General features: G+C 72.7%; 13 protein-coding genes. 8 read left to right on the top strand and 5 right to left on the bottom strand.

The features are described 5' to 3' along the window. Positions 1-68 precede the first annotated feature (68 nt). Positions 69-1013, top strand: a complete 945-nt coding sequence (locus tag ACFYUZ_RS11720; protein WP_389307946.1) for a 1-aminocyclopropane-1-carboxylate deaminase/D-cysteine desulfhydrase — start codon at positions 69-71, stop codon at positions 1011-1013. Here the strand turns inward: ACFYUZ_RS11720 and ACFYUZ_RS11725 are convergent. Continuing rightward, entirely contained in the window at positions 1010-2605 is a 1596-nt protein-coding gene (locus ACFYUZ_RS11725) for a Na+/H+ antiporter (protein ID WP_389307948.1), read from the bottom strand. The genes ACFYUZ_RS11720 and ACFYUZ_RS11725 overlap by 4 nt on opposite strands. A gap of 40 nt (positions 2606-2645) precedes the next feature. Between ACFYUZ_RS11725 and ACFYUZ_RS11730 the strand changes: the two genes are divergently transcribed. From ACFYUZ_RS11730 to ACFYUZ_RS11740, 3 genes are all read left to right on the top strand, one after another. Beyond that, positions 2646-2906, top strand: coding sequence for a UBP-type zinc finger domain-containing protein (locus ACFYUZ_RS11730; protein WP_389307950.1), 261 nt, complete (start codon positions 2646-2648; stop codon positions 2904-2906). Between the two features lie 259 nt (positions 2907-3165). Continuing rightward, entirely contained in the window at positions 3166-3579 is a 414-nt protein-coding gene (locus tag ACFYUZ_RS11735) for an anti-sigma regulatory factor (protein ID WP_030688746.1), read from the top strand. Between the two features lie 77 nt (positions 3580-3656). Further along, the gene (locus ACFYUZ_RS11740; RefSeq protein WP_389307952.1) at positions 3657-4580 is read left to right on the top strand and encodes an RNA polymerase sigma factor SigF; all 924 of its coding nucleotides are present in this window, start codon (positions 3657-3659) and stop codon (positions 4578-4580) included. A 4-nt stretch (positions 4581-4584) separates the two neighbouring features. On the opposite strand, the gene ACFYUZ_RS11745 is transcribed toward ACFYUZ_RS11740, so the two are convergent. After that, positions 4585-5007 carry a hypothetical protein gene (locus tag ACFYUZ_RS11745; protein WP_389307954.1) on the bottom strand — a complete coding sequence of 141 codons (423 nt, stop codon included), beginning with the start codon at positions 5005-5007 and terminating at the stop codon, positions 4585-4587. A gap of 125 nt (positions 5008-5132) precedes the next feature. Between ACFYUZ_RS11745 and ACFYUZ_RS11750 the strand changes: the two genes are divergently transcribed. Both ACFYUZ_RS11750 and ACFYUZ_RS11755 read left to right on the top strand, forming a co-directional pair. After that, entirely contained in the window at positions 5133-6101 is a 969-nt protein-coding gene (locus ACFYUZ_RS11750) for a diacylglycerol/lipid kinase family protein (RefSeq protein ID WP_389307955.1), read from the top strand. 319 nt (positions 6102-6420) lie between these two features. Further along, the gene (locus tag ACFYUZ_RS11755; protein WP_003953983.1) at positions 6421-6678 is read left to right on the top strand and encodes a WhiB family transcriptional regulator; all 258 of its coding nucleotides are present in this window, start codon (positions 6421-6423) and stop codon (positions 6676-6678) included. 151 nt (positions 6679-6829) lie between these two features. On the opposite strand, the gene ACFYUZ_RS11760 is transcribed toward ACFYUZ_RS11755, so the two are convergent. Both ACFYUZ_RS11760 and ACFYUZ_RS11765 read right to left on the bottom strand, forming a co-directional pair. Beyond that, positions 6830-8296: a sensor histidine kinase gene (locus ACFYUZ_RS11760; RefSeq protein WP_389307957.1), complete on the bottom strand. Its 1467-nt coding sequence runs from the start codon at positions 8294-8296 to the stop codon at positions 6830-6832. A gap of 384 nt (positions 8297-8680) precedes the next feature. After that, a complete protein-coding gene (locus ACFYUZ_RS11765) occupies positions 8681-9274 on the bottom strand; it encodes a TetR/AcrR family transcriptional regulator (RefSeq protein WP_389307959.1) in 594 nt (197 codons plus the stop codon). An 83-nt stretch (positions 9275-9357) separates the two neighbouring features. Here ACFYUZ_RS11765 and ACFYUZ_RS11770 point away from each other — a divergent pair, with 83 nt between their 5' ends. Together ACFYUZ_RS11770 and nagB are read left to right on the top strand one after the other, a co-directional pair. Then, positions 9358-10122, top strand: coding sequence for an SDR family oxidoreductase (locus ACFYUZ_RS11770; RefSeq protein WP_389307961.1), 765 nt, complete (start codon positions 9358-9360; stop codon positions 10120-10122). A 252-nt stretch (positions 10123-10374) separates the two neighbouring features. After that, entirely contained in the window at positions 10375-11160 is a 786-nt protein-coding gene (gene nagB / locus ACFYUZ_RS11775; RefSeq protein WP_389307962.1) for a glucosamine-6-phosphate deaminase, read from the top strand. 64 nt (positions 11161-11224) lie between these two features. Here nagB and ACFYUZ_RS11780 read toward each other — a convergent pair whose 3' ends face one another. After that, positions 11225-12748 carry a glycoside hydrolase family 3 protein gene (locus tag ACFYUZ_RS11780; protein ID WP_389307964.1) on the bottom strand — a complete coding sequence of 508 codons (1524 nt, stop codon included), beginning with the start codon at positions 12746-12748 and terminating at the stop codon, positions 11225-11227.

A 12748-nucleotide genomic window follows, 5' to 3' on the forward strand; every position in this document is an offset into this window, starting at 1 on the left:
GCCGGCCGGACCGGGCCCGTGGGGTCCGATCGGCGGGACACCCGTCGAGGGGCGGCGAGAATGGCCGGGTGAACGTGCTCGACCCGTCCCGTCTGCGGCCCCGCCTCCCCTCGCCCCTGGAGCCGGTGGAGGACGAGCGCTTCGCCCGGCGCGGTCTCACGCTGCTGCTGAAGCGCGAGGACCTCATCCACCCCGACCTGCCGGGCAACAAGTGGCGCAAGCTCGCGCTCAACCTGCGCGAGGCGGCCGGCCGGCCCGTGCTCACCTTCGGCGGCGCGTACTCCAACCACCTGCGGGCGACGGCCGCCGCCGGCCGGCTGCTCGGCTTCCCGACGGTCGGGGTGGTGCGCGGCGACGAGCTGGCCGGGCGGCCGCTCAACCCCTCGCTCGCGCGGTGCGCGGCGGACGGGATGCGGCTGGAGTTCGTGGACCGGGCCACGTACCGCGCGAAGAACGACCCGGCCACGCTCGCGGCGCTCCTGGAGCGGGCCCCCGCGGGCGCGTACGTGGTCCCGGAGGGCGGCAGCAACGCGCTCGCCGTCCACGGGTGCGTGGAGCTGGGCCGCGAGCTCGCCGGGGCGGCGGACACGGTCGCGGTCGCCTGCGGCACGGGCGGCACCCTGGCGGGGCTCGCGGCCGGGCTCTCCCCGGGACAGCGGGCGCTGGGCGTCCCCGTCCTCAAGGGCGGCTTCCTCGGCGGGGAGGTCCGCGCCCTCCAGGAGGCGGCCTTCGGCGGGCCGCGCGGGGAGTGGAGCCTGGACGAGCGTTTCCACTGCGGGGGCTACGCGCGCGTGTCCCCCGCCCTGGAGGCGTTCGCACGGGATTTCGAGGAGCGGCATGGACTCGCCATCGAGCGGCTGTATGTCGCCAAAATGCTGTACGGCCTGACGACCCTCGCGGAGGAGGGCGCCTTCCCGGCGGGCACCCGGCTCGCGGCGGTGATCACGGGGGCGCCGGAGGACGGGGCACGGGAGACCGGGGCGCCGGAGGCCGTGCCGCGGGGCGGCTCCTAGTCGTCCGCCTCCCGGTAGGCCGCCGCCTCCTCCAGGTCCAGGCGGCGGAGCAGGGTGCGCATCATCTCGTCGTCGATCCGGCGGGCGTCGCGCAGCCGGACGAAGACCTCGCGTTCGGCGTCGATCACCTCGCGCGAGAGGCGCCGGTAGGTGTCGTCCGCGGTCTCCCCCGTGATCTCGTTGACCGCGCCGAGCCGTTCCCACACGGCGTTGCGGCGCCGCTCCAGGACCGTGCGCAGCCGGTCGGCGAGGGGCTTCGGCAGGGCGTTGCGCTCGTCGGCGAGGAGCGCGTCGAGGCGTTCCTCGGCGGCCCGCGAGGCCTCGCTCTGGGCCTGCGCCTCGGCCAGGGTCTCGGCGTACCGGTCGCGTCCGGGGAGCTTCAGGAGCCGGATCAGGGGCGGCAGGGTGAGGCCCTGCACCACGAGGGTGCCGATCACGGTGGTGAAGGTGAGGAAGAGGACGAGGTTCCGGGCCGGGAACTCCTCGCCGTCGGTGGCGACGGGGATGGAGAAGGCGATGGCCAGGGAGACCACTCCGCGCATGCCGGCCCAGCCGACGACGAGCGGCGCCCGCCAGTCCACCTCGGGCTCCCGGTCCCGGATGCGCGGGGACGTCCAGCGGGGCAGGAAGGTCGCCGGGTAGACCCAGACGAACCGGACGACGACCACGGCGACGAAGACCCCGAGCGCGTACCAGGCCGCCTCCCCCATGCCGTACCGGCCGAGCCCCTCGACGACGTACGGTAGCTGGAGGCCGATCAGGGCGAAGACGGAGGACTCCAGGACGAAGGCGACCATCTTCCAGACGGCCTCCTCCTGCAGCCGGGTCGCGAAGTCGACCTTCCAGGCCTTGTGGCCGAGGAAGAGGCCGACCACGACGACCGCGAGCACGCCGGAGGCGCCGACCTCCTCGGCGGCTGCGTACGCGATGAAGGGGATGAGCAGGGAGAGGGTGTTCTGGAGGAGGGCCTCGGTCAGGTGCGTGCGGAGCCAGTGGATCGGGACCATCAGCACCAGGCCGACGCCGATGCCGCCGAGCGCGGCGAGCGCGAACTCCCCGAAGCCGCCGGCCCAGCTGACGCCCTCGCCGACGGCGGCCGCGAGGGCGACCTTGTACGCGGTGATCGCGGTGGCGTCGTTCACGAGGGACTCGCCCTGGAGGATCGTGGTGATCCGGTTCGGCAGGCCGAGCCTGCGGGCGATGGCGGTGGCGGCGACCGCGTCCGGCGGGGCGATCACGGCGCCGAGCACCAGGGCGGCGGTGAGCGGCAGGTCGGGCACGAGGACGTAGGCGAGCCAGCCCACGGCCACGGTGGCGAAGAGGACGTATCCGACGGAGAGCAGCGCGACGGGCCGGATGTTGGCCCGCAGGTCGAGGTACGAGGAGTCGACGGCGGCCGTGTAGAGGAGCGGGGGCAGGATCAGCGGGAGCACGATGTGCGGGTCGAGGGTGTAGTCGGGGACCCCCGGGACGTACGAGGCGGCCAGGCCGACCGCGACGAGCAGCAGCGGGGCGGGCACCGGGGACCTGCGGGCGAAGCCGGCCACGGCGGCGCTCGCCGCCACCAGTGCCACCAGCTGTAGTGCGTCCATGTCCGACCCCGTTCCCCTGCCGCAACGTAACCTGGCCATCATGAGCGAGTGCCTCCACCTGGCCGAAATGCCGCGCCCCGAACCGGCGCCGCTGGCCGACACCTGTCCCGAGTGCCTGACGGACGGCACGCACCCGGTCCAGCTGCGGCTCTGTCTGAGCTGCGGGCACGTGGGCTGCTGCGACTCCTCGGCGGGGCGGCACGCGACGGGGCACTTCTCCTCGACCGGGCATCCGGTGATGCGGACCTTCGAGCCGGGCGAGTCCTGGCGGTGGTGCTTCGTCGACGGTTCGATCGTCTGACGGCCGGTGCGCCGCTCCGCGGCCGGTGCGGTCACGGACGGTTCGATCGCCCGGACGCTGGGTACGTCACCCCTCCGCGGGTTCTCCGCGGCTGCCGGTGCGGGGGCGAGGAAACCGTTGGTCTCCAGGGCTCACGGCGACACGGCAGGATGGATCGCGATAGCGTCACGGCGGACCGCGCAGGCTCCCTGCGTACCGCCCGGTCCGGGGGCCTCTTCCTCCGGACCCCGAATGAGCTTGTGCCACCTTGGAGGTGAGGGTGTCCCAGATCGCAGGCGAGCCCGGGACCCAGGACTTCGTGGAAGTCCGGCTGCCCGCTGCGGGTGCCTATCTGTCCGTGCTGCGTACGGCCACGGCCGGCCTCGCGGCGCGCTTGGACTTCACCCTCGACGAGATCGAGGACTTGCGGATCGCGGTCGACGAGGCCTGCGCCATCCTGCTCCAGCAGGCCGTGCCGGGGTCCGTCCTCAGCTGTGTCTTCCGGCTGATCGACGACTCGCTCGACGTGACGGTCTCCGCCCCGACGACGGACGGCAGGGCGCCCGAGCGGGACACCTTCGCGTGGACCGTGCTGTCGGCGCTGGCCGGGAAGGTGGAGTCGTCGGTGGCCGATGACCGTACGGTCTCGATCAGCCTGTACAAACAGCGCGGCGCGGGGCCAGGCCCGGCGTGAGGAGCGGGGACGCGACGGCCGGCATCCCTGAGCAGCAGGCGCGGCCGAACAGGGTCGCTACGGAGCAGGCGGACCAGATGAGCGAGCACGAGCAGCACCCCGAGGTTCCCGAGGCACCGGGAGTCTCCGAGGCCCCCGCGCGTCCCGAGGCGCCGACCCCCGACGAGGCCGGGGCGGTCGAGGCGGCTTCGGCGGCGGAGAAGGCCGAGGACGACGAGGGGCCGGGCGCCCACGCCGTCCCGGACCCGCACGACCGGAGCGGCGCCCGCGCCCTCTTCGTCCGGCTGCGCGAGCTGCCCGAGGGCTCCCCGGAGAAGGCGGAGCTGCGCAACCGGCTGGTGCGCATGCACCTGCCGCTGGTGGAGCACCTGGCCCGGCGCTTCCGCAACCGCGGCGAGCCGCTGGACGACCTGACGCAGGTGGCGACGATCGGCCTGATCAAGTCGGTCGACCGGTTCGACCCGGAGCGCGGGGTGGAGTTCTCCACGTACGCGACGCCGACGGTCGTCGGCGAGATCAAGCGCCACTTCCGTGACAAGGGGTGGGCGGTCCGGGTGCCGCGCCGGCTCCAGGAGCTGCGGCTCTCGCTGACCACGGCGACGGCGGAGCTCTCGCAGCAGCACGGCCGCTCGCCGACGGTGCACGAGCTGGCGGAGCGGCTCGGGATCTCCGAGGAGGAGGTGCTGGAGGGGCTGGAGTCGGCCAACGCCTACTCGACGCTCTCCCTGGACGTCCCGGACACGGACGACGAGTCGCCCGCGGTGGCGGACACGCTGGGCGCGGAGGACGAGGCCCTGGAGGGGGTCGAGTACCGGGAGTCGCTCAAGCCGCTCCTGGAGGACCTGCCGCCCCGGGAGAAGCGGATCCTGCTGCTTCGTTTCTTCGGGAACATGACCCAGTCGCAGATCGCGCAGGAGGTGGGCATCTCGCAGATGCACGTTTCCCGACTGCTGGCCCGGACCCTGGCCTCGCTCCGGGAGAAGCTTCTGGTGGAGGAGTAGCCCGTCAGGCCTCCTGGCCGGGGCGCCGGATGCCGAGCGCCTCGGTCGTGGCCGGGCTGAGGAGGAGGACGAGGCCGGTCACGGCGAGGACGGCCACGGCGATCCCGTAGGGGATCACGCCGTCGGTCTGGAGCATCTGCCAGGCGACCGGCAGGGCGAGGATCTGGGTGATCACGGCCGGGCCGCGGCTCCAGGAACGCATCCGCCACAGGCCGCGGGCGGCGGCGAGCGGGATCAGGCCGAGTGCGATCACCGTCACACCGCCGGTCACACCGCTGGTGAGGTCCCCGCCGCCGGAGCCCCCGTCGAGGAGGGCCCGCACCAGCATGTAGACGCCTCCGGCGAGGAGCCCGAGGGCCTCGACGAGGGCCACGCCCGCGGCGGCGGCCAGGCGGGCGGGACGGGGGGTCTGCTCCGTACTGCTCATGAAGGGCAGCGTAACGGGGGCGGCCGGAGGACCGGGGCCGGGACCCCGGCCGGGGGTTCCGGCGGAGGTGTCCGGGTATCGGGCTGGACTGGGCCCGATACCGCCGGGTAGGTACGCTGGCGCTCATGCGCGCACTTCTCGTGGTCAACCCGGCAGCCACCACCACCAGTGCCCGCACCCGTGACGTGCTCATCCACGCGCTGGCCAGCGAGATGAAGCTGGAGGCGGTCACCACCGAGTACCGCGGGCACGCGCGCGACCTGGGCCGGCGGGCCGCCGAGGCCGGGAACATCGACCTGGTCGTGGCCCTCGGCGGGGACGGCACGGTGAACGAGGTCGTCAACGGACTGCTGCACGAAGGGCCCGACCCGGACCGGCTGCCGGGCCTCGCGGTCGTCCCCGGCGGTTCGACCAACGTCTTCGCCCGCGCCCTGGGACTGCCGAACGACGCCGTCGAGGCGACCGGCGCTCTGCTCGACGCGCTGCGTGAGCGGCGGACACGGACGGTGAGCCTGGGGCTCGCGTCCGGGACGCCGGGCACCGAGGACGAGGCGGTGCCGGAGCGCTGGTTCACGTTCTGCGCCGGGCTCGGTTTCGACGCGAGCGTCATCGGCCGGGTCGAACAGCAGCGCGAGCGCGGGAAGAGGTCGACGCACGCCCTCTATCTGCGCCAGGTGGTGCGCCAGTTCCTGGGGGAGCCGAACCGCCGGCACGGCACGATCACCCTGGAACGGCCCGGCGCGGACCCGGTCGAGGACCTGGTCCTCTCCATAATCTGCAACACCTCCCCCTGGACCTACCTGGGCAATCGCCCGGTGTACGCGTCCCCGGAGGCTTCCTTCGAGACCGCGCTGGACGTGCTCGGACTGCGCCGGCTCTCCACCCCGGCGGTGGCCCGTTACGGCGCCCAGCTGCTCACCTCGACCCCGGAACGGGGTCCGCGCGGCAAGCATGCCGTGTCTCTGCACGACCTGACCGACTTCACCTTGCATTCGAAGGTTCCCCTCCCCCTGCAGATGGACGGAGACCACCTCGGACTGCGTACGAGCGTGACGTTCACAGGCGTACGCCGTGCACTGCGTGTGATTGTGTGAGTGGAAGGGCCCAAAGTCCTTTCACTCGAACGTTTAGGCGCGCATCCACCCCTTAGAAGTACGGCTGTGACCTAGCCGACACCGAGGAATCAAAAAAAACTTTCCGGAAGGGGTTGTATCCGCCCCTGGGGTTTGGGAGTCTCTTCTTGGCGATCGGGACGGCCCGCAACACCGGCCTCCACTGAGAGCCAGAACCCCTCCTCAGCAACAAGGACCACACCAGTTCACCTGGCAGTCGGCCCTTCCCTTGCGGAGGGATTCGTGAAAGCGTTCACATTCACAAGCAACTCGCACGTAACACCTGAGAGAGGTAGCAGCCATGGACTGGCGTCACAACGCCGTTTGTCGTGAGGAAGACCCCGAGCTGTTCTTCCCCATCGGCAACACCGGTCCTGCGCTGCTGCAGATCGAGGAAGCCAAGGCCGTCTGCCGCCGCTGCCCCGTCATGGAGCAGTGCCTGCAGTGGGCGCTCGAGTCCGGCCAGGACTCCGGCGTCTGGGGTGGCCTCAGCGAGGACGAGCGCCGCGCGATGAAGCGCCGTGCCGCTCGCAACCGGGCGCGTAACGCCAGCGCCTGAGCCACCTGCACAGCCTGAGGCACGCGGCGCGTACACCGCGTACGCAATCACCGCCCCCCGAGCCGCAGCGCGCAGCAGTAACCCACAGCATTCGAGCCCCGGACCGATTCCCTTCGGTCCGGGGCTCGCTGCTGTGCGCTCGCCCGTACGGCTACTTCTGCGACTGCACGGGGATGTCGAGGACCACCTTCGTGCCGCGCTCGGCCCCCGGCAGCATGTCGAAGGAACCGCCCAACTCCCCTTCCACCAGGGTCCGTACGATCTGCAGGCCGAGGTTGCCGGCCCGCTGCGGGTCGAAGCCCTCGGGCAGGCCGCAGCCGTCGTCCTGGACCGTGATCAGGAGCCGGGCGTCCGTCCGGGCCTCGCCCCGGACGGCGCTGACCTCGACCGTGCCCTGCTCCCCCTGCGCGAAGGCGTGTTCGAGCGCGTTCTGCAGGATCTCGGTGAGGACCATGGAGAGCGGGGTGGCGACCTCGGCGTCGAGGATGCCGAAGCGGCCGTTGCGCCGGCAGGTGACCTTGCCCGGGGAGATCTCCGCGACCATCGCGATGACCCGGTCGGCGATCTCGTCGAACTGCACCCGCTCGTCCAGGTTCTGGGACAGCGTCTCATGCACGATGGCGATCGAACCGACGCGCCGCACGGCCTCGTTGAGGGCCTCGCGGCCCCGGACGGAGTCCATCCGGCGCGCCTGGAGGCGGAGCAGGGCGGCCACCGTCTGGAGGTTGTTCTTCACCCGGTGGTGGATCTCCCGGATGGTGGCGTCCTTGGTGATCAACTCGCGCTCGCGGCGGCGCAGTTCGGTGACGTCCCGGAGCAGGACGAGCGAACCGATCCGGGTGCCCTTGGGCTTGAGCGGAATCGCCCGCAGCTGGATCACGCCGCCGTTGCCCTCGACCTCGAACTCGCGGGGCGCGTAGCCGGAGGCCAGCTTGACCAGGGCTTCGTCCACCGGCCCCCGGGAGGGGGCGAGTTCGGCGGTGATCTGACCGAGGTCCTGGCCGACCAGGTCGGCGGCGAGGCCGAGACGGTGGTACGCGGAGAGGGCGTTCGGCGAGGCGTACTGGACGACGCCCTCGGCGTCGAGCCGGACGAGACCGTCGCCGGCGCGCGGCGAGGAGTCCATGTCGACCTGCTCGCCGGCGAAGGGGAACGTTCCGGCGGCGATCATCTGGGCGAGGTCGGAGGCCGACTGGAGGTAGGTGAGCTCCAGCCGGGAGGGGGTGCGGACGGTCAGCAGGTTGGTGTTGCGGGCGATGACGCCGAGGACCCGGCCCTCGCGGCGCACGGGGATGGACTCGACCCGCACCGGGACCTCCTCCCGCCACTCCGGGTCGCCCTCGCGGACGATCCGGCCCTCGTCGAGGGCGGCGTCGAGCAGCGGGCGGCGGCCGCGCGGGACCAGGTGGCCGACCATGTCGTCCTGGTAGGAGGTGGGGCCGGTGTTGGGCCGCATCTGGGCGACGGAGACGTACCGCGTGCCGTCGAGGGTAGGGACCCAGAGCACGAGGTCGGCGAAGGAGAGGTCGGAGAGCAGCTGCCACTCCGACACCAGCAGGTGGAGCCACTCGAGGTCGGAGTCGCTCAGGGCGGTGTGCTGGCGGACGAGGTCGTTCATGGAGGGCACGATGCGAGCGTACCTGCGGAATTACACGGGCCGTGAACCTGGATCTCCGGGGCTCGGTGTTGGAGGATGGGCCGGGAAAGAGCGTGTTCCTGTGGATGGACAGACAAGAATGGTCTAGTCCACAATGAAAAATACAGAGCCTCCATCCTCCCCGCACAGGAGGATGGAACGAGGTACCCGGCGCTCTCTGCCCTGACTGCGCCGAGACCTCCCACACGGCCGAGGGACCGCACACCCCCGGCCGGGCAACTCCGGGCTGCGGTGCCGGGCGGGCTGAGGGTCCCGCCGGGCGCCGCGGCCCGCGGGTTTTCCGGGGCCTCCGGGCCCGGCTTCCGCGGCGCGCCCCGCCCCCGGCCGTCCGGGCCCGCGCGCCCCTCAGGCCGGCCAGGCCCGCATCGCCGCTTCCGCCACCGCCGTCAGCTCCTCCGCCGTCGCCCCGTCGCGGGCCTGCAGGGACATGCCCTGGAGGACGGCGCCGACGAGCCGGGCCAGGGCGCGCGGATCGGTGTCCGGCGGGAGCTCGCCCGCCTCCACGCCCTGGCGGATGCGGTTCTCGAACGCCGCCAGGTTGTCGTTCCGCCGGGCCCGCAGGGCCTCCTCGACCTCCGGGGTCGAGCAGTTCACGGCCGCGGAGATCATCAGGCAGCCGTGCGGATGGCCGGGCTCCGTGAAGAGCACGGCGGCCTCGCGCAGCATGCGCCCCAGGGCGGCGCGGGCGGTCGGCTCCTCGGCGAAGGCGCGGCCGCCGTAGGCCCCGTAGCTGAGCGCGTACGCCTCGACGACCTCCTCGAACAGCGTCTTCTTGTCGCCGAAGGCCGCATAGAGGCTGGGCGCGCTGATGCCCATGGCGCGGGTGAGGTCGGCGACGGAGGTCGTCTCGTAGCCGTGCTCCCAGAAGGCCATCGTCGCCTGCTCCAGGGCCGTGAGCCGGTCGAAGGAGCGGGGGCGGCCGCGCTGTCTCGTCACCATGGAGTGAATTCTATAGCGGTCGCTACGAATCATGGGGTACGGTCTTTTCTTAACGACCGCTACAGAAAGAGGGGGACGTCGCCATGGGCGTGCTCGACGGAAGGCTGGCCGGGAAGACGGCACTGGTCACGGGCGGGAGCCGGGGCATCGGACGGGGGATCGCCGAGCGGCTCGGCCGCGAGGGCGCGCGGGTCGCGGTGCACTACGGGACGAACGAGGCGGCGGCGAAGGAGACGGTCGCCGCGATCGAGGCGGCCGGCGGCTCCGCCTTCGCGGTGGGGCAGGAGCTGGGGGTGCCGGGTGACGCGGCGGCGCTGTGGGAGGCCTTCGACGCCCACGCGGACGGTCTGGACATCCTGGTGAACAACGCCGGGATCGGGGCGTCGCGGCCGTTCGCGACGATCGGCGACGAGGAGTACGACCGGATCTTCGCGGTCAACACGAAGGCGCCCTTCTTCCTGGCGCAGCTGGGGGCGGAGCGGCTGCGGGACGGCGGCCGGATCGTCAACGTCTCGACGGGCCTGAGCCGGGCGGCGGCCATGCCGGACCTGATCGCGTACGCGATGTCGAAGGGCGCGCTCGACGTCTTCACCCGCTACCTGTCGAAGGTCCTCGGCCCGCGCGGGATCACGGTCAACGCGGTGGCACCGGGAATCGTGGACACGGACATCAACGCCGGGTGGCTGCGGGGGAACGAGGAGGCCTGGGCGGGGGCGGCGGCGATGGCGACGCTGGGAGCGGTCGGGACGCCACCGGAGATAGCGGACGTGGTGGCCTTCCTGGTCTCCGACGACGCGCGCTGGGTGACGGGCGACTGGATCGACGTGACGGGAGGCTCCCTGGCCTGAGACAGGGGGCGGGGACGGAGGCTCGCCGGGCCGGCGCAGGGGGCGGGGACGGAGGTTCGCCGGGCCGGCGCGCGAAGGGGGCGGGCGGGGTTCGAGTGGCTGGTGGGGCGGGTGCGGCCGACGATGGAAGCGGCGCCGTCCGCGGGGTGGAACGGCATGAGGGGAGGGCCTCCCCTCTGCTAGATTTGGACCCAGATTGGTCTATACCACACGGTCCTTTCAGCAGCCCCTCACCAGATCGGCAGGCACAGCGTGGAAGTTGTCATCGTCAAGGACGCCAAGGCCGGCGGCGAGCTCATCGCGGACGGCATCGCCGACCTCCTGCGCCGCAAGCCCGACGCGCTGCTCGGCGTGGCCACGGGTTCGACCCCGATCCCGATCTACGACGCCCTGGTCGCCCGGGTCTCCGCCGGCGCCGTGGACGCCTCCCGGGCGCGGATCGCCCAGCTGGACGAGTACGTCGGCCTGCCCGCGGGGCACCCGGAGTCGTACCGCTCCACCGTGCTCCGCCAGGTCGTCGAGCCGCTCGGGCTCTCCCCGGAGGCCTTCATGGGCCCCGACGGCTCCGCCGAGGACGTCCTGGCGGCCTGCGAGGCCTACGACAAGGCGCTGGCCGAGGCCGGCGGCGTGGATCTGCAGATCCTCGGCATCGGCACCGACGGGCACATCGGCTTCAACGAGCCGTGCTCCTCGCTCGCCTCCCGCACCCGGATCAAGACGCTCACCGAGCAGACCCGCGTGGACAACGCCCGCTTCTTCGACGACGACATCGAGCAGGTGCCGCACCACGTCATCACCCAGGGCATCGGCACCATCCTGGAGGCCCGGCACCTGGTGCTGCTCGCCACCGGCGAGGGCAAGGCCGAGGCCGTGGCGCAGACCGTCGAGGGCCCCGTGGCCGCGCTCGTGCCGGCCTCCGCGCTGCAGCTGCACCCGCACGCCACGGTCGTCGTGGACGAGGCGGCCGCCTCCAAGCTGAAGCTCGCGGACTACTTCCGCCACACCTTCGCGAACAAGCCCGCCTGGCAGGGCATCTAGGACCCGTACGGAGAGGGGCCCGGTACCTGGACAGGTACCGGGCCCCTCTCCGTACGCCCGGCCGTCAGGCGCCGGTTCCGACGACCGCCTCGGCGGCGGCGCGGCCGCAGACCCGGGCCGCGCCGTGGGTGGCGATGTGCAGGGCCCCACGGGGCTCCGCCTCGTCGAGGCCCATCTCGACCACGACGGTGTCGGGGCGGGCCGCGAGCAGGCCGTCCAGGGCCCGGGTCATCCACGGGTGCCGGTGGGCGTCCCGTACGACCGCCACGATCCGCCGCTCCCCCGCGGCGGCCAGGACGGCGTCCACGGACGACTCGCCGTACGAGCCGCTCTCCGTGCCGGGCAGCAGGCGCTCCAGCTCGGCCGCGACGCCCCAGGGCGTCTCGTCACCGACGGCGAAGTTGGCGACCGGGGTGAAGGAGGCCACGTAGGGAGCGCTGGTCACCGGCGTGTACGGCCGCTCCCCCCGGGTCACCTTCAGGGCCCGGCGGGCCGCGACGAGTCCGATGTCGGCGCCGGGCGCGGTCCCCTCCTGCACTGCCGCGCCCGGCACCGATCCAGCCCCCCTGGCCCGGTGCGCCTGGGTCCAGGCCGCCAGGGCGCGCACGCGCGCCGCGGCGTCGGCCAGCCGCTCCTCGGGCAGTTCACCGGTCCGTACCGCGTCGACGAGGGCGTCCCGCAGCCGCAGCACGGTGCCCTCGTCGCACAGCCCGCCGCCGACGCAGATGGCGTCGGCGCCCGCGGCGATGGCGAGGACGGATCCGCGCTCGATGCCGTACGTCGCCGCGACGGCCCGCATCTCCATGCCGTCGGTGACGATCAGCCCCTCGAAGCCCAGCTCCTGGCGCAGCAGACCGGTGAGGATCTGCGGGCTCAGGGTGGCCGGACGGTGGGGGTCGAGCGCGGAGAGCAGGATATGCGCGCTCATGACCGCTTTGGTACCCGCGGCGACGGCCGCGCGGAAAGGTACCAGCTCACGGGCGTGCAGTGTGGCGAGGTCCACATCGATCCGGGGCAGCGCGTCGTGCGAATCGACGTTGGTGTCGCCGTGTCCGGGGAAGTGCTTCGTGCAGGCCGCGACCCCGACGCCCTGGAGGCCGTCGACGTACGCCACGGTGTGCCGGGCGACCAGGTCCGGGTCCGGTCCGAAGGAGCGGACGCCGATGACCGGATTCTCGGCGTTGGAGTTGACGTCCGCCGAGGGCGCCCAGTTCAGGTCGACGCCGCACTCCACGAGCCGGCGGCCCAGCTCGCGGGCGACGGCCCGGGTGAGCTCGACGTCGTCGACGCTGCCCAGCGCGTAGTTGCCGGGGAAGGACGAGCCCTGCTTGACCTCCAGGCGGGTGACGTCCCCGCCCTCCTCGTCGATGGCGACGAGGACGTCGTCCCGCTCGGCGCGCAGCCGGGCGGTGAGGGCGGCGAGCTGCTCGGGGTCGGCGATGTTCCGGCCGAAGAGGCCGACCGAGGAGAGGCCCTCGCCGATGCGGCGGAGCAGCCAGTCGGGGGCGGTGGTGCCGGCGAAACCGGGCTGGAGGACCGTGAGCGCGTCACGGGTCAGGGTGTCCGAGCCGTGTACCAGTGTGGTCAT

It is taken from the genome of Streptomyces sp. NPDC004266, assembly GCF_042874095.1.
In the GTDB taxonomy this organism is placed as follows: Bacteria; Actinomycetota; Actinomycetes; order Streptomycetales; family Streptomycetaceae; genus Streptomyces.

Excerpts from the sequence above, each read along its gene's own strand:
- ACFYUZ_RS11725 (WP_389307948.1), bottom strand. The coding sequence starts at position 2,605 with ATGGACGCACTACAGCTGGTGGCACTGGTGGCGGCGAGCGCCGCCGTG.
- ACFYUZ_RS11730 (WP_389307950.1), top strand. The coding sequence starts at position 2,646 with ATGAGCGAGTGCCTCCACCTGGCCGAAATGCCGCGCCCCGAACCGGCG.
- ACFYUZ_RS11740 (WP_389307952.1), top strand. The coding sequence starts at position 3,657 with ATGAGCGAGCACGAGCAGCACCCCGAGGTTCCCGAGGCACCGGGAGTC.
- ACFYUZ_RS11745 (WP_389307954.1), bottom strand. The coding sequence starts at position 5,007 with ATGAGCAGTACGGAGCAGACCCCCCGTCCCGCCCGCCTGGCCGCCGCC.
- ACFYUZ_RS11750 (WP_389307955.1), top strand. The coding sequence starts at position 5,133 with ATGCGCGCACTTCTCGTGGTCAACCCGGCAGCCACCACCACCAGTGCC.
- ACFYUZ_RS11755 (WP_003953983.1), top strand. The coding sequence starts at position 6,421 with ATGGACTGGCGTCACAACGCCGTTTGTCGTGAGGAAGACCCCGAGCTG.
- ACFYUZ_RS11760 (WP_389307957.1), bottom strand. The coding sequence starts at position 8,296 with ATGAACGACCTCGTCCGCCAGCACACCGCCCTGAGCGACTCCGACCTC.
- ACFYUZ_RS11765 (WP_389307959.1), bottom strand. The coding sequence starts at position 9,274 with ATGGTGACGAGACAGCGCGGCCGCCCCCGCTCCTTCGACCGGCTCACG.
- ACFYUZ_RS11770 (WP_389307961.1), top strand. The coding sequence starts at position 9,358 with ATGGGCGTGCTCGACGGAAGGCTGGCCGGGAAGACGGCACTGGTCACG.
- ACFYUZ_RS11780 (WP_389307964.1), bottom strand. The coding sequence starts at position 12,748 with ATGACCACACTGGTACACGGCTCGGACACCCTGACCCGTGACGCGCTC.